The sequence below is a fragment of the Saccharopolyspora sp. NPDC050389 genome, from assembly GCF_040655595.1.
GTDB lineage: Bacteria > Actinomycetota > Actinomycetes > Mycobacteriales > Pseudonocardiaceae > Saccharopolyspora.
In genome coordinates this window covers 96,487-118,101 of record NZ_JBFAKG010000021.1, presented here as the reverse complement: position 1 = coordinate 118,101, position 21,615 = coordinate 96,487, and the positions used below count along the sequence as shown (strand labels likewise).

The window sequence follows — 21,615 nt, the reverse complement described above, 5'->3', positions numbered from 1 at the left end:
AGGACCTGTGTCATATCGATGGTGGAAGGGCCGGCGGCGATGGCGTCGCGCACGAACGGCCGCAGCAGGAACGCGCGGAGTTTGTTCATCAGCGGTGAGATGACCTGACTGCGGGAGGCGTCGGTGAGGCCCTCGTACCAGGACCAGAATCCTTTGAGGACCGGATCGGTGACAGCCGCGGTGGCCCGGGCGCGGAAGGCGGGTTCGGCCAGCAGGGTGGGCAGGTCGGCGAGGGTGGCGGCGCCGTCCTGGGCGCGCAGCGTGAGGCACGCGGCGCGCATGACGTCGTCGGTGCGTGGGCCCCAGAACGCGGAGTAGACCCGGCGGAACACCGACACCAGGTTGTCGACGGTGAGGTCGGTTTCCCCACCATCCAGGGGATTCAGGCAGGGCGGGCGGGTGCGGGCGTCGGCATCGAAGAGCACCACCCGGTCGGCCGCGGTGCGGGGTAGTCGGGAGAGGGCGTCGGCGACCAGGTCGCCCTTGGGGTCGATCACCACGAGGCCGCGGCCGGCCTCGGCGTCGGCGAGGATCATGGTGGCCAGCAGGGTGGATTTGCCTGAGCCGGTGGCGCCGAGGACGTGCAGGTGGTGCCGGGCATCCGGCACGCGCAGCGCCACGGGGCGGGACTGGCCGGTATCGGTGCTGCCCAGTGGCTTGGCCTGCGGCCCGGGTGTGACGATCCCGGGTGGGGGTGCGATGGCTTTCGCCCCAGCCCGCTGGATCCCGGGAATGGACTCGTCGGTCGGCACGTGTGCGAGGGCCGCGAGCTCCGCAACTGACAGCAGATCTCCTCGCCGCAGGCTCCGCTGGGTGAAGGCGGTGTCGGGTTGCCGGAGGCGGCGGCGGGTGTAGTAGTTGTGGTCGGTGAAGGAGGCGAAGGATGCTGCCAGGGCGTGTGCCCGGCCCCGCGCCGCCGCCCGCGCCGCGTCCGTCTCATCCGTGCTGGCGTCACCGGGGAGCAGGGTGGCGACGGCGTAGCGGATGACGGTCTCGTACTGGCTGCCACGTTGTTTGGCCACGATCGCGCGGTTGGCGGCGGAGTGCTCCAGCGAGGTCTGTGGGTCACGACGAGCCGCCTCCCGGCCGACGTCGCGATGCCGGGTGGTGCCGGGGGTGATGAGGTCCAGTAGCCGGCCCGGGAGACGGGTGGAGCCGCCGGTGATATTCCGGGCGGTGCGGCGGGTTTGGGCCAGGCGGCGTCCGGTCACGGGGCGGGCAAGGATCTGCACGCAGGCGTGCTCATCGCGATTCAGGCCGACCGGTGCCCCGATCAGCGCCCGGATCGGGTCGGCGTCGAAATCGGTCTGGATCGGCAGCGCATCGGGGCGTGCGAGACGAAGCTCGCCGCCGACAACGACGCTGCACTGGTCGGGTCCTGCCGTGGGCAGGGGCGGCGCGGCGGGGTGGGTGCGGGTGTGCGCGCCGGGCCAGGCCGCTTCCACCGCCCGCTCCACCAACCCCGGGGGAATCACTCCGGGAACCCACAGCCGAATCTCCACGCCGGTGTGGGAGAACACGTACTCGCAGGCCACGTGTGGCTGGCCGGTGACCAGGCGTTTCCATCGTGGGCGCAGCACTCCGACCAGGTGCGACCACAACGCCACTCCGCCTGCCGGGTCCACTGAGGGCGGGGCAAGGACGGTCACCACGCGAGCGTTCTCAAGCAGGCGCTGGTGGCAGCGACCGCGCCACCAGCGCCGCAGGACCATCGTACCCACGAGCCCGACCATGAGGCCGGGCGCAGCGATGGGAGCGACGGCACTGGCCCACTCGCGAACGTGGCCGAGGGCAAAGTGCAGGGTGCCCCACGGGTCCCGCAGATAGTCGTCGATCACTCCACCGGCCAGGCTGGCTGGTACAGGCGGCAAGGCACGCATGCCGCACCTCCTCGAGGTGGCGCGTCCGGATCATCCGGCGCGGGTGCGGTGTTGTCAGAGGGGAAGGTGGATGTCGCCGGTATCCGAGTCGAACTCGTCACCTGTCAGTGGCGTCGTCGCGTCATCGATCTCGAAATTCCAGGAGTCCACAGTGGATTCTGTGTCGGTGAGTTCGGCGGGGTTGCTGGTGACCAGGGCGTGTTCGGTGGGTGAGGCGACGGTGTGGAAGGCCACGCGTTGGGTGCCGGCTGCGAGCAGGCCTTGGCCTTGGTCGGCCGACAGCAGGAAGTGGCGTTCGCCTGCGGAGAGGTCGAAGGTGCGGGTGATGTCGTCGATGGCTTGCGGTGCCTGCCGCAGCAGGATTTGGGTGGCGGCGTTGGCGATGACGGCTTTGCCGAGATCGTTGCCGAGGACGTCGGCGGTGTCCTGGGTTGCCACGGTCAGTCCGGCCCAGTGTTTCCGGGAGGCCTTGGCCATGCGGAACAAGAACTCCGCGCCCGCGGGTTGGCGCATCAGCAGCCAGGCTTCGTCGACGACGACCAGCCGTGGCCGGCGGAGCACGGGGTTGGCGACCCGCCGCCACACCGCGTCGAGGGTGAGCAGGGTGCCGAGGGGTTTGAGTTCGTCGGGCAGGTCCCGCAGCGAGAACACCACGAGGTGTCCCTCGGGGCGGGTCGTGGTGGGCCCGTTGAGGAGGTCTTTGAACGCTCCGTCGACGTAGGGATGCAGCCGCGTGCCCAGCTCCGCCGCTACCGGGTCACCGTGGGTGGTAAGGGTGTCGCGGAGGTCGCGGACGAGGGGTGCAGGGCGGGTCCAGGTGCGGGCGTCAGCGGTGATTCCGGCCCGGCGATAGGTGGCGGCGATCGCCTGGTCCAGCACGGCCCGCTCCCCCGCCTTCAGTGGCGCGTCGAGCAGGACGCTGATCACGGTGTGCAGGAACAGGCTTCGGCGCACGAGCGCGTCTTTCGGCGCGGTGCGTCGACCGTCGGGCCCGGTACTGATGGGAAGGTCAAAGGGGTTGAGGCGCACGCCATCGGCGCCGAGGTGGAGGTAGGTGCCGCCGACGGCGCCGGCGAGGCGCCGGTATTCGTCTTCGGGGTCGATGACGGCGACCTCGATCCCGCGGTAGAGCGACCGCAGTGTCTCCAGTTTGACGAGGTAGCTTTTCCCGGCGCCGCTGCGACCGAGGATCACGCTGTTGTGGTTGTCGGCGGCGAAGCGATCCCAGTGCACCAGTCCTTGGCTGCCCACGTTGAACCCGTAGAGCACCCCAGCCGGCGCGGACACCGACGCCGGATCGGCCGGGGGAAGGTCGGCTGAGGTGAAGGGGAATGCCGCAGCGAGGGCGCTGGTATCGAAAGTGCGGCGCATCCCAAGGAGGTCCAGGCCCATGGGGAGGGTGGATACCCAGCCTTGCAGGCTGCGGTAGGTGGCGGGTTTGGCGTCCAGCAACAGCGACGCCGCCAATGCGCGGACCGCGGCGACCTCGCCGGCCAGCGCCTCTTCGGTGGTGGCGTGGACGGTGAGGTAGAGGCCGAGGTGGAACAGTCTGCCTTCGCCGCGGGCGATCCGGGCGGAGAGCTCGTAGGCGTCTTCGGTGGCCGCGTCCACCTGCGGGTCGGCGAGGCGGCCGTGTTCGGCGGCGTGCCGGCGGCCGGATTCCAGTTTCGCCAACTGGTTTCGCAGGCGGGTCGCGGCGGTCGTGGGGTCGATCGGCTCCACGTGCAGCGACACATCCAGCTGGCCCGGGTAGGTCAGCAGAGGCTGCAGCCACCCAGGGTGGACCTCGCGCGGATATCCGGTGATCGCGAAGGACGCGACCCAATCCCCGCCGACCTCCACATGCCGAGCCCCGATACTCAACGCCTCCGGAGCGAACACCTCAGAACCTGCCGCGCCCCGCGGAGCATGGTGCTGTGCGCGGGCCCTCATGCCGCTCTCCCCCACTCGTCCTCGCCGGCGACGGCATCGGTGTGCCGTGCTGTCTCGGGGTGGACAGAGATGACGTCCTCCGCACCGGCCACACCGGTGAGGGCCGGCAGGACGCGGTCGGGGTTGCAGGCGGCGGCCAGCACACTGGTGGCCTGCCCCGCATCCAGGGCCGTCACCACGATCCCGGCCGGCGCCAGCAGGTCCACGGCTTCGGTCAGCCGTCGCACCAGGCGTGCCTCAGCGGCCCGCCGCGCCGCCTCCCCGGCAGGGACGGTCCGCGTGGTGCGCTTGTGGCGCAGCCAGAGGGGAAAGGCCGGTTTCGTGGTGGCGTGGTCCAGGGGTTCACGCAGGACGAGCAGGACCTGGCGGCGGAGCAGGTCGGCGTGCTCGGCGAGGTGGGCGAGGTAGTCGGCGTGTTCGGCCGCGGCGGCTTCCAGCGCGGGGTGCGGCAACCCCCCGGCACGGTCTCGAAGATCGGCGATCTGCGTAGTCAGATCGAGACGTTCGGCGCGCACCAGGATCTGGACCGGGGCGGTCAGGGAATGCAGATAACGCCCGAAACCGGCTACCAGGCCAGCCTGTTCGGTCGGGGTGCGCAGGGCGAAGTTGACCGTGGAGGCCACGGCCACGACCGCCAGCCCGTCAGCGCCGAGATCCACCACACCGGTCTCCGCGACCGACGCGGGACCCACGCCGGTCGCGGGCAACTCCACCGCCCCGAGCCGGGAAGCATCCGGGTCCGGGCCGGAGGTGTGGTGCGCGCGGGCGGTCAGCCAGCCTGGGGCGGACTGCACGCCCTCCGGGGCGGTGACGCGCCAGGCGGGGGCCATACGTTGGCGGAGGGCGGCCACGGCGAGCCGGTCCAGGGACACCCCGTCGCGCTGCCCGAGCACCAGGGCGAGGACGAGGGCTGCGATCGGCAGCGCCAGCGCCACAAAGACCGGGAGCGCCACGACAGTTCGCGTCGCCAGCCATCCGAAATACAGCGCCACGCCGGTGACTGCGAGGATGGCCAGTTGCCGCGCGGTCAGGTTCGCCAGGAGGCGGTCTTCTCTGTCCACATCAGACGGGATACGGACGGGCTCGGTCATGTGGGATCACCTTCCGCGGGTTCCGGTGAAGTGGGCAGGTCGAGAGGAAGTGCAGGCTGGGCCGGGGCCGCTCCCACAGGGCTCGCGCCCGCACCGGTGGATGCGGGCCGGGGCCGGCTGCGGGTGGGACGCGGAAGGTCCAGTGGCAGGGCGTACTGGCCGTGTTTGTCGGGGCGAATGCCCTTGTACGCCGAGGGCGCCGTGGGTTTCGGATCTGGTCGGCTTGGCCGGCGGGCGCGTGCCTGCGGGTGCACCTCACCGCTGGGGGTGAACAACGGGCGCTGCCCCGGCACCTGCACCGACCGGGCGTCCAGGTGGGTAGGAGGCGGGGTGGGTGGTGTGGGGATGGATTGCGTGGTGAACGGTCCCACCAGCGGCAGCGGGTACTGCCCGCCCGGCGGGATCCGGGTGGGTATCGCGCCGGGGTTGCCTGGTTTGGGCGGCAAGGCCTGCGGCCTCGGTCGGCCCGAGCGGGTGAACAGCGACAGTTGCCCCGCGCCGGGCTGCGGGTCGGCTTCAGGGCTGGGCGCGGGGTCGGGGACGGCGCGGCCGGGATCGTGGCGGGCGTGGACCGGCAGCATGTGCTGCTCACCCGGGCGCGGATTCAGGCGCATCGCGGACGGCCCCAACTCCGGTGGCAGTGCCGAACGCACAGGCTTGCCGTCCAGGGAGAACAGAGTCCCTTGGCGTCCCCCGGGCGTTCGCGGAGAGCGTGTTCCCGCGGCGGATGCGGGGCGGTGCGGGAATGGCTGCCGCAGGCGGCCCCGTGTGAGTCCGGTCAGCGGCAACAGGTACTGGCCGTCCGCGCCGGCACGGGAGTTCTCATAAGGATCCGGCGCAGACGATGAGCGAGCTCCGCGAGAACGCTGATGTCCGGTCATGCTCGCCATGCCGCCCCGGATCAGCCCGAAGGTTTTGTAGGCGAGGAATCCTTTGATCAGCGAGCCAACGCGGGACCGGCCGCCGCCGCGAACGGAACTCAGAACCCAGAACGGGATCTTGATCAGGATGTAACACATCGCGATAGCGACGAGAAAACTCGACATGCCCAACCACCCTTTTCACGGAGGGGGTGCTAGAACAGTGTGACTCCGCCAGGGAGGTAGAAGATCTTGATGGTGGCGATGAATGCCAGCGACTGGCAGATCTGAATGGCCAGCAGCCCGCCGTAGACTTTCCACCACCAGAACGCGATCAATTCGAACGGCGCCAGTGCATGACACATCAATGCCAACGGAGCACCCGCCAGAAGAATGACGGTCAACGCGATCCGAACAACATAGGACAGCAACACCACGAAGATCATGACCACAAGCACCAGTGCCGTGAAAATGGCATACAGGTCGCTGTACTGTGCCTCTTCGGTCGGCAAATTTCCCCGGAGAGTGTCGGTGAATGCTTGCGCGGTCTGATCGATGCCCGCCTGATCACCACCGAGCACAGCCACTGAGAGGGCGTTGGCGAGTTCGATTCCTTTCCCACCGAAAAACAGCGACAAGTTCGCGGCGGTGAATCCCACAACCAGCCGGGGCAGGGTTTCTTTCAGCGAAGTACGAGTCTGCACTGATTGATATGCCATCACCACCAGCCCGGCGATCATCACCACCAGCACCGAGCAGGCAATCATGATGCGTTGCGAGCTTCCCCAGACCTGCCCGACGACCGGAATCTCATCCAGCCGGGGCGTGACCAACAGTGAGGTACCGAGCCAATCCAGCACACTGTTGAGCGCGGAGGTAGCGAGTCCGGAAAAGAAGTCCCAGAACCAATCCGTGAGAAAATGCTGCAGCCACGTGCCGTGATCCTCACTCTCCCCGGCGGGAACAGCAGGTGCCGTCGGCGCTACGGGAATGCAGTACTCCCCCTCACACGGCTGCGTTTCCAGGACCGGCGGTGCGGGGACTGGCGGCGGGGGTGATTCCGTTGGTGGCGAGGTAGAGGTCGGGCTCGGGGGTTCCGCAACGGGCGGTTGTGCGTGTGCGGTGATGGGGCTGCCGATCAGCGCGGACAACAACATCGCATTCGCCACCACAATGCGCCCCGTGAGCGGGGGTGGTATCGACACGGTCGATCACATCCCCAGGATCTGCCGCAGGATCTCGACCACGACCGGAGCCAACGCGGTGAGCCCGAAGCCGATCCCGGCGCTTTTGAACGCCTGCTTGGCCTTCTCCACCTCACCGGGATTCCCGCCGGCCATCAGATAGCGCAAGCCACCAACGGTCAGGAACACCGTCGCCACCAACGCGAGAATGCCCATGATCCAGTTCCGGGCGTTGGTGAGCACAACCTCCAACGTGGGCGCCACAGCGAGCACATGTGTGGTCTCGGCCCATGCCGCCGACCCGGGCAGCAGCAGCCCGGCAGCCACGATCCCGCCGACCAGAAGCCACCAGTCCGTCGACGGCCGGCGGGCACGCCGACGGCCAGGGTGTCGGCGTGGTGATGCGGGTGGACTGGGCCGCAGCTGGCGGGGGTGTGAAGGGATGGTCAGGCACATCGGGGAGCCTCCTGCGTCAACGGAGCCGGCGACGAGATCGCGGAAGACGGGGCTGGTCGTCCCCCGCATCCCTGAACTCCGCTGTCGCTGCCCCGCCGGGACACCCGTGCCCAGGATTTCTGCGCCGGCGTACTGCCACGGCGGGGAATGGCGGCGGGCAGCTCCGCGGCGGTTTGTGCAGCGAAAGTGACGGCCAGGGTGTCCCCAACCTGCAACGCGACGCCCCCTTCGGCCTCCCTAGTGCCGTCGACGTTCTCCTCGCACAGGTAAGCCAGGAGCCGCAGCTCGGCACGACGCCGGGTCTTCTTCATGGCCTCGTAAGTGACGCCGCGCTGCCGGGCAGCCTCCGCCAGCGGCAGGCCTTCCAGCCGAGTGGAGCCGATCAACTCGGCTTCCTCCGCGGTGAGCACCGCCTCGGCGACCGCCCGGGCGAGCACGAAGTCGGGATGCCCCCACGGCTGGCTCGGCGGCGCCGACCGGAAACCACTCCCCGACGGAACCGGCGCATCCAGAGCCTCACGAACAGAGGCGTGTCCAGCCCGGTAGGCCGCCCACCGCAACCGCAACATGATCCGCGGCCGACGCAGATCAATACGAGGGAGCTCGGCGAGAAACCCGGCTAGCACAGCGGCGTGAATGTCGGTGACATCGCCGGCGAACCGAGCCGACAGGCGCGCGGCGATCCGGGTCAAACCCGGCAGCGCGACACCGACGCAGCCGACCGTCCACGTCGCGCCCTCGGTGCGTGAGCGCAGCACCAGATGCGCCCACACCGCATCCCTCGTGCCCTGCCCGCAGCGGCGGCGCAGCAACAGATCCCGCACCTCGTTCAACGGCAGCAGACGATCAGGCAACCCGGCGAACAAGCGCCCATCCACGCAGACCGGATGCGGCCCCGTCACCAGCCACGCGAACGCGGTCCGCGCCGTATCCAACGGCATCCGGTCACGCCCAAAACCGTCACCCTTGAGAAGTTGACGCTCTCCGCCTCTGACCATGTCGTGACTCCTTGCCGCGAGCCGAAACAACAACACGACAAGGACGCCACAGGCACTGCTACCGAATTTCTACAACGCTACTACCTAATTCAAACGACACTACTACCGCCGATCTCCGCCGATTCCTTATCCGACCAGGCCACTGGCCGAGTCGCACCGTGAAGTCGATCAGACAGCGGTGCGCGACTTGATCACGCCTGCGTTCCCGTAGTAGTCCCCACGCTGGGACAACGCCCTGCGGTAGTAGCTGTGTAGCAGCGCAAGGACCGCCCCCCGACGCCGAGACCATGCGGGCATCTCACAACGTTGAAGACCACGAACATGCTCGGACGGTTGCGGCGAAACGCACCGGACGGGAGCCCATTGCTGCACGCCTGCCGGAAGACCGCGGTGCGTATTCGTTGTCACGCTAGACGTCCGTTTTCTCTGGGAGGAATACGGCGATGGCTTGTTCTTTTGAGAAATCCTGCAGGCGCTGTCCCTAGCAGGCTTGTATTGCGGAGTTCAGGGATGTCACCAGCACCTCGGAGGCATTCCATGAACCCACCCCACCAAACCCCGCCGCCCGACCCTCGGCGGCCACACTCCCCGCGCTCGCCTCAGCCCGCGCACCCACGTGGGCGCGAGTCGGCCACCGACAGCACTACCCGGCCGCCGGCATCGCGGCGACGCAGCCCACGTACCCGCGCCGGTTCGGGCACGCCCGCCACCGTGTGGGCGTGCGGGTCGTCCCCGATCGCGGCCGACACCCCCTGGCCCACACCGATTCTGGAAAAGATCGTCACCGCCTTCACCACACGGCACGCAGAGGTCGTCCTGCTCGACCTCCAGACGGCCGCACAGACCGGCGACCGCATGGAGGGGCCCTGCACTGGGCGCGGCGGCGCGGCAGCAGCGCGGGATGCCCTTGACGATCTCGACCGCAACACACGCCTCGTCCACACCGCCGAGGTGAATACCGGCACCGCGGCGAACGGCTGGGCCGATCCTCCCGCTGCCCTGCCCGATGGGGAGGTCATTCGCCACGCGCCGCTCGTCGACGACCGCCTCGGTGGCGAGGAGCGTCGAGCTGACTTGGTCATCGCGAGCCTGGCGCCGGAAGACGGGACGACGGCCCGTTGTGATCACCTCGCACGAAGTGCAGCCCGCCTGCTGCGCACCGGTGGAATCCTCGCCGTGCTCACCCACACCGAGACCACTGGCGGACGGCTCGTCGACCCAAGCGGGCCAGTCGTCTCCGCGGCACAAAACGCCGACCTGCTCTACCTCCAGCACATCGTCGCCCTCCTCACCCCGATCCAGGACGGACGCCTCCGCATCGACGCCTGCGACCGCCGTACCTCGTCCGCCCAGACGCCCGTGCACCTGATGCCGCATCACCGTGTTCACGCCGACGTCCTGATCTTCGCCCAACCACACGAGCACCCCAGCCCAACTCCACCGCACGACGGCTACGGCGCGGGAGCTCTCCGGTGACCCACGCCCGCCCTGCCGACCTTGAAAACCGCGTTGAGAAAGGCATCCCCGTGCGCGACAACCCCGATTACCACCGCGTCCCGCCCATGTCGCATCGCCTGCCCAGCACCACCCCGACCGGTCAGGCACCATCCGCGCTGTCGGTCTGGGCGACCGCCCAGTCCTCTCCAGCAGCGCAACGCAAGGGCCACTACAGCCCCGAGTCCACCGCGCATCCCGCCAAAATGCTGCCCGCCGTGGCCGCCCACGCCATCGCCCACTACACCCAGCCCGGCGACCTCGTCCTCGACCCCATGTGCGGCATCGGCACCACCCTCGTCGAAGCCCTCCACCTCGGACGCCGCGCCATCGGCGTCGAATACGAACCCCACTGGGTCAAGGTCACCCAAACCAACCTCGACCTCGCCCACCACACCAGCGCTACCGCCGGCCGCGTGGTGCACGGCGACGCCCGCCAACTTGCCACGCTCCTACCAGCCGATCTTCACGGCCAGGTCGCACTGGTCGTCACCTCACCGCCCTACGGACCGTCGACCCACGGTCAGGTCAGCACCGGCACCGCCGGCGTCCACAAACACCACCACCGCTACGGCAACACCCTCGACCGAGGAAACCTCGCCAACATCGGCCACCACCGACTCCTCGCCGGATTCACCCGGATCCTCACGCACGCCGCCGTCTTCCTCCGGCCAGGCGGACACGTCGCGGTCACGCTGCGCCCCTGGCGCGAACACTCCGAACTCATCGACCTGCCCTCCCACATCCTCACCTGCGGCCGCCAAGCAGGGCTCATCCCCACCGAACGCTGCGTCGCACTCCTCGCCCGCGTCGCCGAAACTGACCTCGTCGCCCGCGGCAGCTTCTTCCAACGCGACTTCATCCGCAAACAACGCGACGCAGGACTCCCCCTCCACCTCATCGCCCACGAAGACGTCCTCATCTTCACCAAACCACAGAACTCCTTGAGTTCGGGAAAACCAAAGCCACTCCAGTCGGAACCCAGATGCTCGTTGGCGTCGCTGTCGGAATCGGACAACTGGGTTCGCGGGGAACCCGTGGACGTAGCGGCGTAACCGCCCTCGGCGAGCAGTTGGCGGGCGTTGACCGCGTAGCGAAATCGCAGTTCTCCCATCGATTCCAAACACGGCGCCTCGGTGGAGAGGATCTCCACCGAGGCAAGGGCTTCCTCGAGTTGCCTGTCGATCCGCAGCCATTCCAGATTCGCGGGCAGTCCCCGCAAGTTCAGAACTGGTTGAGTCGGCGGCGGGAACCTCCTCCACGGCCATCTACCGACGGGAGCGAATCCTCGGGCGCCGCACCCTTTCCCACACAACCGCGCGGCTCGGCCTCCCTGTCCTCGCCCACCTTCGTCGAGCACCTAATAAGCCTACTTAACCCAACTGATCACCGGCCCACTAGAAGGAATACTCATGGACCAACCTCTACCTCGACGCGCATGGACCCCAAAAGAAGTCGCCCAACAACTGGGAATCCCCTACGAGACCGTCCTCGATCTCATCCACGCCAACCGACTCAGAGCAACCAAAGCGGGACGCTACTATCTCGTACCAGATTTCGAATTGCAGATATTTCTGGAAGAAACACAGAGGTAGACGTAGTATCGCGCTCCGAGGAAAAATTTCCATTTTCACCCCCAAAGAACAGGAGTCGCGACAGTGCATGACTGCCGCGCCTTGACCCCGGCTAACCGCAACGCCATCGAGACAGCTACGACGCCCCTTAAGGCAGGGCAATGAGCAGGCTACCCATGCCCGTAGGAACCTACGGCGCGATCAAGACCAGAAAACTGTCAGAACAGAGCTGGGAAGCATTTGCACGCTACCGCTCGCACGATGGCAGCCTTGTACCAGTAAAGCGACGAGACAGAACCAAGAACAAAGCCGAGAACAGACTTAGGGACGCACTCAAAGAAGCCACAGAGAATATGCTCAAAACCGAGATTAAGCCAACGACACGGATCACCGCAATTGCCGAACTTTGGTACACCGAGATCCAGCGCGAGGCAACGCTGGGCGACCGCTCCCCGGAAACCGTGCGACTGTACCGCAGCTATCTCGACAACTGGATCCTCCCTTACGTAGGCCAACTCCGCGCCGTCGAACTGACCGTGAGCGTATGCGACCGCACAGTGAAACGCGCCCAGGACAAGAAAAGCTACGACACTGCCAAAACTGTCCGCGCCGCCCTCTCAGGAATGTGCGGTTACGCGGTACGGCACGGCGCGTTGACGACCAACCCGGTCCGCTCCATCGGCAGGCTCGTGCGCGGCGAACAAAAGGAAGTTCGCGCCCTGACCGCCGATCAACGCTCCGACCTGCTCGCGAAGCTGGAAGCGCTCGGAGCCAAGCGGGCTGTCGACGCGCGTGGGCGCAGTCTCGGCCCACGGGCCCGGATCTGGTCCGACCTTCCTGATCTGGTTCGTGCCATGTTGTCCACAGGTGCCCGAATCGGCGAAGTCCTCGCCTTCACAGGAGCGGAGTTCGACGCAGACGGTCCAACCATCGCCGTCGACTACCACATCATCCGCGTCCAGGGTGCTGGGCTGGTCCGACGAAAGCTCCGCAAGGGAAACCAAGGCGGACTGCTCCTACGTGTACCAACGTGGTCGGTGCCCATGCTCAGCCGCCGCGCTGCGGCCGCAGGAGACGAAGGCCCTCTGTTCCCTTCCGCCCGTGGCGGCTGGCTCGACCCCAGCAACGTCATCAACCGCATCAGCGAAGCCTTCGACGAGTGCGGCTACGGCTGGGTCACCAGCCACGTCTTCCGCAAGACCGTCGCCACCGTCCTCGACGAAGCAGGACTGCCCGTCGGCGACGTCGCCGACCAACTCGGCAACACCCGCAAAATCGCCGAAAAGCACTACATCGCCCGCAAAGTCGCCAACAAACACGCCGCCAACGCCCTCGAAGACATCATCGAAAGCGACTCATAAATCCCCGAGCAGGTCGAGGCTGTTGCCTTTCACCGCCGCAGGGAACACGCCTGCCCGGGCAGCTGACACCGGGCCAGCCCTTGGGTTCCCTTTCTGTTGCCATCCGTGATCGCACCCCGTCGACGAACGCATCAACGATCGAGCTCCAGAGAACGAACTGTCGCCCAGCACAGTTTCGGTTCCTGCGCACGACGGCCTGCTAGGGCACGCCTAGCGCGTGGTTCTGACTTGGGTGGTGGGGCCTGCCTGGCTCCGGCGGGGCCGATGCTTCTCGCTCCGGAGGCGCCACCCCCACAGGGAGGGTGGGCGTTCGAGTCCAATTGGATGTAGGTGCGCAGGTTCGCGGACTCCTGCAGGTTACGACGCGGGAACCTTCACTAGTTTGCCCGCAATTCCCGTTTGGTCGGCCGAGTTCGCCCTTCTCCGGGGAAACGCCGGCTCCGTATTCACCGCGTCGACACGAGTGAGCCGACGCTGTTCGCCCGCCTCAGGATCGAACAGGAACAGCTCGGTGTGATCGGTTTTCACCTCGTGCGTCAACGATTACGGACTTGGCGGGGGCAGCCCTCTGCCCACTTGGGACCAAACGACCGCATCTCGCGAAGAGCAACCCGTGGGGCCGAGCCGAGGGATACCGTTGACCCGGGACTGGGATCATGTCGGTTCGACATGCCGCCAAGTCGAGCGCTGGGGAGGCAAGCGGTGCAGGGCGACTTCGCGATCAACAACATCAGTGGGACCGTGCGGGGAAGCGCGATCCAAGGCCGTAACTTCTTCGGAGATATTTCAATCAACCACGTCTTCGACAGTCCCGAGCGGAACAACAACTCCGATGCAAGCGACCTGTCTGTAGCCGTACCCGAGGGCATGCTGGAGCACCAGATTCGTGGCCGTGGCGAGTTGCTCGTGGAGTTGACCACGGTTGTGGACACGGTCGGTGGGCGCGTGGTGTTGTATGGAGCAGGCGGCAGTGGGAAAAGCACTGTCGCCTGGGCTGTGGCCAGAGCAGCAAGCACGCGAAGAACCGTCTGGTGGGTCGACGCAACCAGCCGGGACAGTCTCGTGGCAGGGCTACTCGAAGTCGCCGTCCAGGCAGGTGCACCGCGGGCGGAGGCACGCGAGGTGTGGCGAAACGGCGAATCCGCCAAGGATTTGCTGTGGCAGACCTTGCACAGTCCTGCCACCCAGCCGTGGTTGTTGGTCGTGGACAACGCTGACGAGCCCGACCTGCTCGCTGGGTGGATCCGCGAACCCACAGGAGGCAACACGGTACTGGTGACTAGCCGGGACCAGCGGACAGGCACCTGGGGGCGAAGTGCGCTCGTACGAACCATGCTTCCAATCTCTGACACCGACGGCGCCGCGATCCTTACCGAGCTGGCGCCGGAAGCCGGGTCCGACGACGAGGCTCAATGCCTAGCGGGACGCTTGGGTGGGCTTCCGCTAGCCCTGATGCTCGTCGGTCGCTACCTCGCCAGGACGAGCACCGACCCGGTGCTTCCCGAGTCGCGAACCCCTCGCTCGTTCGGCGAGTACAAAGCCGCCCTCGACGCCGCGTTCCCAGACGCGATCTCATCCCTACCGCACTCGTATGACGGCCAGCGGCTCTCTCACACCTGGGAGCTGTCCTTAGACCTGTTGGAATCCCAGGGGATTACGGCCGCTCGCCCTCTGCTACGCCTTATCGCGTTCTTCAGGCCGAATCCCCTTCCCATCACGGTGGTCAAGACCAGCATCATGAAACGCGCGGTCGCCCTGTTCCCAGACCTCGACACCGCCAGGTTGGAAGCTGCCGTGCATGGGCTCATCGGGTTCGGACTACTGCGCCGCAACCGAACCAGCGCAGATCACCGTTCGGCCGAGGCATTCGTGCTCCACCCACTTATCGGTGAGATCACCAGAAACCAGCCGGATGCCATCGAACACGCTGCCCTATACCAAACGCTGCGCATCACGTTACTCTGCAATTCCGCGGCAGAACTTGACTCGGATGATCCCGCAACGTGGACTTCGTGGCGACTCTTGCTGCCACACTGCACTTTCACAGACGCGGACACAATGCACGCGCACGGCGACGAAGTGCTGCTGCACTCAAATCTAGCCTATCGGGCCGCAAAGTTTGCCTGGTCGGCAGGTCTATGGGCGGCGGCGGAAGAGCACTACAACAGCTCACTCGGATTCCGGGCAAGGCTGGTGCACTCCACACACCCAGATATCATCGCTACTCGGCACAACCTCGCGTCGCTGAAGCGAGACCAGGGTCGATTCCTAGACGCGGAGGCAGAGTTCCGTGACATCGCGCGCATCGCGAACGAAACCCTAGGCCCGGACCATCCGAACACGCTGGCAACGCGACATGAACTCGCCCGCGTGCTCCGCGACCAAGGGAAACACGAAGCCACGGAACGTGAGTTCTCAAAACTCGTCCCGCATATGACCCGGGTGCTAGGTCCAGAGCACCCGCACACTCTGGCCGCCCGGCACGAACTCGCCAGATCACTCCGCGACCGAGGGCAACTCGATGCCGCCAGAAGCGTTTTCGAGAAGCTCAGCGCGATCACGACACGAGTGCTCGGAGCTGACTCGCCGCTCACGCTGGCTACTCGCCACGAACTGGCAGACGTGTTGCTACGACAGGGCGAGTCGGCTGCGGCTCAGACCGAGTTCGGCATCATCCTCGCCGTTGAAATACGGACACTGGGCCCCGAGCACCCCAGCACGCTCGTCACCCGCAGTGGCCTCGCCAGGGCACTCATGGGCCAAGCGGAATTCGATGCCGCAGAGACTGAGATCCGCGACATCCTCGCCGCGTGGTCACGAGCAGGCGCTGGAGACCACCCCCACGCTCTCAGCACTCGCGGAGACCTGGGCAACCTGTTGATGATCAGGGGTGATAATGTCGACGCCGAGACCGAGTACCGACACGTACTTTCGGCGATGGTACGGGCCGTCGGCTCCGATCATCCAGAAACGTTTACCGCACGCACAAACGTCGCCCTTATCTTGGAAAGACGTGGCAAGAACGCCGACGCGGAAACCGAGCTGCGCCACCTTCTCACGACCATGGTGCGACACCTTGGCACGGAGCATTCGGACACGATCAGCACCCACCATCAACTCGCCGACCTCTTGACTCGATCGGGTCGATACGCACCCGCAGAGGTCGAGCTTCGCCAGATCGTCGCCGTGGAAACGCGAGTACTGGGCGCCGACCACGCAGACACCCTCACCACCCAAAGCGAGGCCGCAGCGATCCGCCTCATCCAGGGCAACGCCGCCGCAGCACTAGCCGAGTTCAGCGGGCTTGTTACGCGCATGGACCAGGTTCTCGGAGCGGACGACGAGCGCACGCTCGCCGCTCGCATCAATCTCGCGTACGCATGCCAGCTAGTGGGGGAAGTTGCAGCAGCCATGTCCGAACTCCGCCATGTCCTGCTCGTGTGCCAACGGACTGCGGGCGTTGATCAGTCGCTGGTCAATACGGCGCAGTCCATGATGCGACAGCTCGCCCAAGGAAACTGAAGACCGCACTCATTCTCAAGGTGTCATGATCCAAACGACAAGGTGGGAGAAGCAGCCGGCCTGATAGCTCTGGCTTTCCTTGACTAGAGTTCCCCCACTGCCAAGGCACTTTGCCAGTCGGTCTCCACTCGGGTGCCGTCCGGGAACACCTGAAGTTCTCGACTGTGCACGTCGTCCAGGGTGGCGTGCACGCTGTCGTGGAGTCCGGTGAGTTCCCCGGCGAGAGCACCCCGCAGCCGTGCTACCAGTGCCCGAGGCAACGCGAGACGCAGGCCGAAGTTGGCGATGTCGGTGGCCACAAACGTCTCGTTGAAGTCGTTCACCCGCAGGTCAGCGTTCACCGCGCCCCCGAAATCCAGCACGCGTAGGAACGGCAGGTAGTAGGCGAGAGCAAACCGATCCCGCGTGACCGCGTCGAGCGAAATGGGTTCGATTTCTTCCTCCTCCGGGTCAACAGCGTCGATCCGCATGCCTGCGCCGCGGACTGGGAAGGAAGCGACACAGCCCAACGCGACCCACGGCTTCTCGCCGTCGATCGAGACCACGGAGCGCTTCTGCGCCTCCAGTTGACGCCGGAGTTTGAGATCCATGGCGCCGGCACGGCCTTTCGCCTCAGCCACCACCCACCCGGCCGGCGCCAAACCGAACAAGTCCGAACGCTTGCGAGTGTTCCCGAAACCGACACGATATTCGCTCGCGTACCGATCGATGTGCATCAGGTGCGTCACCGATAGCAGCTTTTGACAGAAGATCCCGGTGATCGCTTGTCCCAGCGTGTAGGAAAGGGCCGCCGACTCCGAACGATCCAGGCTGAGCGCGAGATCGGACCGAACGAGTTCCGCACGGTAGGTGCGTCGGAGGTAAGCCGGGATCAGCGAGGCCCGATGCAGCCATTCCCACACCGATGCGGCACCGTACGACAGTCGATCCCCCGGAGCTCGGCCAGTGACGATCAGCGCGTGCGCGAGGTCGTCAACCGAGAACGTCAACACGCCGCTGCGCGGCACCGTGCCCGGTGGGAACGCAAGGGCGGAGTACGGGACTTCGAAGTCCGGCGGCGGAACCCGCAACACAGATAACCCTCCACCACTATGGCCTTTGAGCCCGCGCCCTCACGAACCCGAGCTTCAGCTGCAACCTCGCGATGATCTCCCTTGAGATCGTATTCAGTCTGCCTGGCGCAAGTTGCGTGTTTACTGAGGATTAAAGCTCCGGCCAGCCCCGCAGGACCCGACCGGCCAGCAGCACTTCGATCGTTGGCACGAAGCTGTACGCGGCCGAGGCGACCACAAAACTTCGCCGATCCCGAGCAGCACCGTCCGCTTGCGACCCGCGATGTCGCCGGATCAGCCGACCGTCGCGAACGTCAGCGTGTAGACACGGCGGAGATCCACTGCAGCTGGGCCGGACTTGCGTTCAGACAGTCCTCGATGACGAGAAGAGCGACGACGATGGTGCTGTCCATCAGATCCATCGCCATGGCGATCAACACGAAGATCGATTCGGCTCAACGGTACTTGCCGGGTTCGGACACGTCTTGGCGCGTGCCTGATGTACCGGGCGCATCCGTTGTCGACTGCATCTCTGGCCCTCAGCCCCGTCAGACGATGGCCAGGAGCAGTCCTGGCTTCACAAAATGGCCCGGCGGGGTGTAGTTGCGGAACTGCAAGGGCACCGCCGTACCGAGTGCCTCGATCGCCGGTTGCGGATCATCGCATCGGAGCAGGTCACGCACGCGTTCGTCTCCAGTGGATACCGTGCGTAGGTGACCAGCCAGTGGGCAGCAGCTCGGGCGACGCTGGGGGTGGTGGTCATTTCAGGAGTGTGAGTACGGGACGTCCTTGGTCGATGCCGAGCATGTTGCGTACGCGTGGCACGGTCCAGGCCAATTCGCGGGCCAGCGCGGTGATGTTCAGGCCCGAAAGCGAGAAGGCTTGGGACAGAAGGGCGGGTTGCTCACCGGGATAGCCCGAGAGCGGATCCTGGGCGAAGCCGGGTTCGGAACGCAGTACGGCGAGCCGTTGGTAGGCGCGGCTGGCCGCAGAGTCGGAGACCAGGCCGAGTTCGCGGCAGCGGTACAGCAGCGAGTCCACCGATACGCCCCAGATCTGGCGCAGCTCGGACAGGGCACGTAGGTCTACCCGACGTGGGAGTGCAGGCAGGATGCTGTCGCGAGGAGTGAGAAACTCAGCGGCGAAGGCGTCGGCTTCGCGTTCCTGAGTTAGATCCCCCGGGGCGCTGTCCCCGTGCAGGACCAGATGGCCGAGTTCGTGGGCGGCGCTGAAGCGGTGGCGGTAGACATCGTCGGCGCGATTGGGAGTCAGCACCACTATCGGTCGTGGCAGGCGGCTGGTGGAAAAGGCGTCGACCGTTTCCAGATCGGGATCGGGTTGCGGGGTGAGCACGACGATCCCGCGGGCTTCTATACGCCGCACGAGATGGCTCACTGGGCCAGTACCCAGATCCCAGTACTCGCGCAACGCACGTGCTGCCGCAGCCGGCTCGGCAGGCAATACCTCGCCCGGGCTGACCTCACCGCCAGAAAAGCCGGGCAGGTCGACCAGAGGTAGTTGGACGCGTTTTTCCAGAGCGTAGGTCAGCTCCCACGCTTGCTCGGTGTAGGCGACCGCCTTCGCGCGCTGGTAAGAGCGGGTCGTGCGCAGGCTACGGAAGTGCGCGGCGGAGGAGTCCAGGCGTCCGTTCGGGCGCCCTGCCACGAAGAACGACATTGGTACATCCAGGGCCTCGGCGAGCCGGGGCACCATGTCCGGCCGTGGACGATTCGTGCCCATCTCGTACTGGCTCATCGCTGCCGGCGTGACCCCGATCAACTCGGCGAGGCGTTTTTTGGTCATCCCGGCAAGGTTGCGGGCCTGGGTCAGGCGGGCCGGGTCGAAAGCCTCCTGCACCGCCGCGGGTGAGATCGCGGCGGTGCCAGAAGGGGTGAACAGACGGGGGCGGAGCGTGTCAGTCATCACTCATCTTCGATGTTTGCGTGGTCTGCCGGCGGTTCTGCCTCAGCCTGAGGGTTGTAGTTGACCCCCTGGCGAGGGTTGACCGCAAGCGGCGGCTCGGCACCATCGCTGAAACCCACCACCTTGGGCTGTTCCACCACGTTAAGCCTGCGCCCATCGGTGGCGTCCGAGACCGAATGCTGCGCGAGCTCTTGAGAAAGCACACGCGGGGTCCACTCGATCAGGCCGTCGTCGTCCATCGACTCCACCTCGCCCCACCACAGGCCCAACGGCTGCTGGGTCTCGGCGTTGACCACGACGGCGATGCAAATGACTGGGCCCTCCTCGACCAGGTCGGCCTCCTCGTCTGCGGCAGCGACGCCACCAAGGGCAAGTGCGTCGCTGAGCCCGTCGAACAAGGTCGCCGGCGGACGCACTCCGCGCATCTGTGCTACCTGGAGTGGGATGCGTCGGGAATGTGCACCTGCGAGAGGGGCTTGCTGAGCGAGCTGGCGTGCCGGATCGGCAGCAGCAGGCACCCATTCAGCCGCACCAACCGGAAGGACGCACCGGGCGGACGAAATGTCTCGTAGCCGTCCAACCCTTTCATCTCGTCCTCGAGGAAGGTGTACCGGGATTCCCACATGCTGCCGTACGGCCGCCGATTGGTCGCCCCCTCGCCACTCGCGAATGCCTGCACCTCGAAGGACGCCTTCTGGGCCTTCACCATGGCGGCCACGACCCGCCGAGACACCTCCTCGGCCTGATCCCCGAAATGCCTAGCAGCCCAATACGGCACACCCTCGCCCTTGCCCATGCACCCTCCCACGCGCGCAACGCTTACTTGAACAAGATCAAGGTAGCACGATCACTTAATTTTTTATCACCAGATGCCCGACCAGGCGTGTGGCATGTCTCCAGAAGACGTCTCGGCCACCATTGAAGGGCATCCCACTCCCGGACGGAGAGCCGCATCATGGCCAATTGGCCACCCCCAGACGGGTCGGCTCCGCCAAGCAGAAGATCGCTGGCAATCAGTTCGCTCCCGCTCATCTACAAGGCCCTGGAGACGCGACAATCAGCCCCAACCATCCGCAAGGAAAGTGACCGAGATCGAATACCAACCGCAGGACATCCCAACGAACGCTGACAGACGCCCGCGCTTGACCGCACCACAGCGGCAGCCGAATACAAACGATGACCTGCGTAGATATGCACATCGCCCAACAAACCGCCGCTGCCCCGCTTGCAGCCACAGCGGCGCGGCTCCGTGATTCTGCACCTTTTCTGCACCCTCGGGCCCGAAATCGGCCCCAAAAAGAAGAAGCCCAGGTCGTTGACCTGGGCTTTTGCTCCTCCGACTGGACTCGAACCAGTAACCCTTCGGTTAACAGCCGAATGCTCTGCCAATTGAGCTACGGAGGAATATCTCGTTGTCATCAGCCCTCGTCGCGCTGACAGGAACTACTTTAGCCCATGCTCCCAAGCCACTTCACCGCACCCCCCTGTTATTGATCCATCCGGTGTAACAGCTGGTCAGCGACGGTGTGCCACGACGAAGATGCGGCGGAACGGGAACCAGGTCGTGCCGTCGGCACGCCTCGGGTACGCGGCCGCCAGGCTCGGCGCCAGCTCCGCGCGGAATTCCGTCCACTCCGCGTCGTCCAGCGCCGTCCGGACCGGCCGCAGCGCCGTGCCCGTGACCCACTCCAGCACCGGGTCCGCTCCGGTCAGCGCGTGGACGTAGGTCGTCTCCCAGGCGTCGACCTCCGCGCCGAGGTCGGAGAGCACGTCTGCATAGCCGGTCGGCGGCAGCACCGCGTCCGGTCGCAGCACGCCGCCCACCCGGTCGCGCCAGCGTGGCTCCGCGACCAGTTCGCGGATCGCCACGTACGACGGCGATTCGAAGTTGCCCGGCACCTGGAAGGCGAACCACGCTCCGGCCGGCATCTGGGGCAGCCAGCGCTGCAGCAGCTCCACGTGCTCCGGCACCCATTGCAGGACGGCGTTGCAGAGCACGACATCCGTGTCCGGCAACGGTTTCCAGTCCCGCACGTCTTCCTGTCGCGCAGCCACACCGCGAGTCTGGGCCGCCGCGACCATCTCCGGCGACGCATCAGTCGCCTCGACCGCCACTTCGGGCCACCGGTCGGTCAGCAGCGAGGTCAGGTTTCCCGCTCCGCAGCCGAGATCCACCACCCGGCGAGCTCGGGTCGCGCCGACCCTGGCCATCAGGTCGTGGGCCGGGCGGTCGCGGTGGTCACTGAACGACAGGTACTTCTGCGGATCCCACACTTCCACACCTCCGT

The 21,615-nt window shown here is 66.2% G+C and carries 19 protein-coding genes and 1 tRNA gene; 5 read left to right on the top strand and 15 right to left on the bottom strand.

Going from position 1 to position 21,615, the window contains the following annotated elements:
- From AB0I53_RS16550 to AB0I53_RS16520, 7 genes are all read right to left on the bottom strand, one after another.
- The coding region (locus tag AB0I53_RS16550; RefSeq protein ID WP_358602887.1) for a DUF87 domain-containing protein at positions 1-1,880 on the bottom strand (1,880 nt) is incomplete at its 3' end.
- A gap of 54 nt (positions 1,881-1,934) precedes the next feature.
- Positions 1,935-3,812, bottom strand: coding sequence for a conjugal transfer protein TraC (locus tag AB0I53_RS16545; RefSeq protein ID WP_358602884.1), 1,878 nt, complete (start codon positions 3,810-3,812; stop codon positions 1,935-1,937).
- Positions 3,809-4,903 (bottom strand): PrgI family protein, encoded by a 1,095-nt coding sequence (locus tag AB0I53_RS16540; RefSeq protein WP_358602881.1) that lies wholly within the window; start codon positions 4,901-4,903, stop codon positions 3,809-3,811. Before AB0I53_RS16540 ends, AB0I53_RS16545 begins: the two co-directional genes overlap by 4 nt.
- Positions 4,900-5,556, bottom strand: a complete 657-nt coding sequence (locus AB0I53_RS16535; protein WP_358602878.1) for a hypothetical protein — start codon at positions 5,554-5,556, stop codon at positions 4,900-4,902. The genes AB0I53_RS16540 and AB0I53_RS16535 overlap by 4 nt, the downstream gene beginning before the upstream one ends.
- Before the next feature lie 422 nt (positions 5,557-5,978).
- Positions 5,979-6,932 (bottom strand): hypothetical protein, encoded by a 954-nt coding sequence (locus AB0I53_RS16530; RefSeq protein WP_358602875.1) that lies wholly within the window; start codon positions 6,930-6,932, stop codon positions 5,979-5,981.
- Positions 6,933-6,974: 42 nt separating this feature from the next.
- Positions 6,975-7,274, bottom strand: a complete 300-nt coding sequence (locus tag AB0I53_RS16525; RefSeq protein WP_358602873.1) for a pilin — start codon at positions 7,272-7,274, stop codon at positions 6,975-6,977.
- Positions 7,275-7,393: 119 nt separating this feature from the next.
- A complete protein-coding gene (locus tag AB0I53_RS16520) occupies positions 7,394-8,431 on the bottom strand; it encodes a hypothetical protein (protein ID WP_358602870.1) in 1,038 nt (345 codons plus the stop codon).
- A 681-nt stretch (positions 8,432-9,112) separates the two neighbouring features.
- Here AB0I53_RS16520 and AB0I53_RS16515 point away from each other — a divergent pair.
- The 5 genes from AB0I53_RS16515 to fxsT all read left to right on the top strand — a co-directional run bounded on the left by AB0I53_RS16515 (position 9,113) and on the right by fxsT (position 16,352).
- Complete coding sequence (locus AB0I53_RS16515) at positions 9,113-9,877, top strand: hypothetical protein (protein WP_358602867.1); 765 nt, start codon at positions 9,113-9,115, stop codon at positions 9,875-9,877.
- Between the two features lie 86 nt (positions 9,878-9,963).
- Positions 9,964-10,950 (top strand): DNA methyltransferase, encoded by a 987-nt coding sequence (locus AB0I53_RS16510; protein WP_358602864.1) that lies wholly within the window; start codon positions 9,964-9,966, stop codon positions 10,948-10,950.
- Between the two features lie 357 nt (positions 10,951-11,307).
- The gene (locus AB0I53_RS16505) at positions 11,308-11,490 is read left to right on the top strand and encodes an excisionase family DNA-binding protein (protein ID WP_358602861.1); all 183 of its coding nucleotides are present in this window, start codon (positions 11,308-11,310) and stop codon (positions 11,488-11,490) included.
- 155 nt (positions 11,491-11,645) lie between these two features.
- Positions 11,646-12,830, top strand: coding sequence for a site-specific integrase (locus AB0I53_RS16500; protein ID WP_358602858.1), 1,185 nt, complete (start codon positions 11,646-11,648; stop codon positions 12,828-12,830).
- A gap of 702 nt (positions 12,831-13,532) precedes the next feature.
- Positions 13,533-16,352, top strand: coding sequence for an FxSxx-COOH system tetratricopeptide repeat protein (gene fxsT, locus AB0I53_RS16495; RefSeq protein ID WP_358602855.1), 2,820 nt, complete (start codon positions 13,533-13,535; stop codon positions 16,350-16,352).
- An 83-nt stretch (positions 16,353-16,435) separates the two neighbouring features.
- On the opposite strand, the gene AB0I53_RS16490 is transcribed toward fxsT, so the two are convergent.
- The 8 genes from AB0I53_RS16490 to AB0I53_RS16455 all read right to left on the bottom strand — a co-directional run bounded on the left by AB0I53_RS16490 (position 16,436) and on the right by AB0I53_RS16455 (position 21,601).
- The gene (locus AB0I53_RS16490; protein ID WP_358602852.1) at positions 16,436-17,425 is read right to left on the bottom strand and encodes a hypothetical protein; all 990 of its coding nucleotides are present in this window, start codon (positions 17,423-17,425) and stop codon (positions 16,436-16,438) included.
- Positions 17,426-17,718: 293 nt separating this feature from the next.
- Positions 17,719-17,844, bottom strand: coding sequence for a hypothetical protein (locus AB0I53_RS16485; protein WP_358602850.1), 126 nt, complete (start codon positions 17,842-17,844; stop codon positions 17,719-17,721).
- Positions 17,845-17,952: 108 nt separating this feature from the next.
- Entirely contained in the window at positions 17,953-18,087 is a 135-nt protein-coding gene (locus AB0I53_RS16480) for a hypothetical protein (protein ID WP_358602847.1), read from the bottom strand.
- A gap of 76 nt (positions 18,088-18,163) precedes the next feature.
- Positions 18,164-19,327 carry an XRE family transcriptional regulator gene (locus tag AB0I53_RS16475; RefSeq protein WP_358602844.1) on the bottom strand — a complete coding sequence of 388 codons (1,164 nt, stop codon included), beginning with the start codon at positions 19,325-19,327 and terminating at the stop codon, positions 18,164-18,166.
- On the bottom strand, positions 19,327-19,752 hold the full coding sequence (locus AB0I53_RS16470) for a hypothetical protein (RefSeq protein ID WP_358602841.1): 426 nt from the start codon (positions 19,750-19,752) through the stop codon (positions 19,327-19,329). The genes AB0I53_RS16475 and AB0I53_RS16470 overlap by 1 nt, the downstream gene beginning before the upstream one ends.
- Positions 19,753-19,757: 5 nt before the next feature.
- A complete protein-coding gene (locus AB0I53_RS16465; RefSeq protein WP_358602838.1) occupies positions 19,758-20,123 on the bottom strand; it encodes a hypothetical protein in 366 nt (121 codons plus the stop codon).
- Positions 20,124-20,658: 535 nt separating this feature from the next.
- A tRNA-Asn gene (locus AB0I53_RS16460) sits at positions 20,659-20,731 on the bottom strand.
- Positions 20,732-20,842: 111 nt separating this feature from the next.
- On the bottom strand, positions 20,843-21,601 hold the full coding sequence (locus AB0I53_RS16455; RefSeq protein WP_358602835.1) for a trans-aconitate 2-methyltransferase: 759 nt from the start codon (positions 21,599-21,601) through the stop codon (positions 20,843-20,845).
- Between the last annotated feature and the right edge of the window lie 14 nt (positions 21,602-21,615).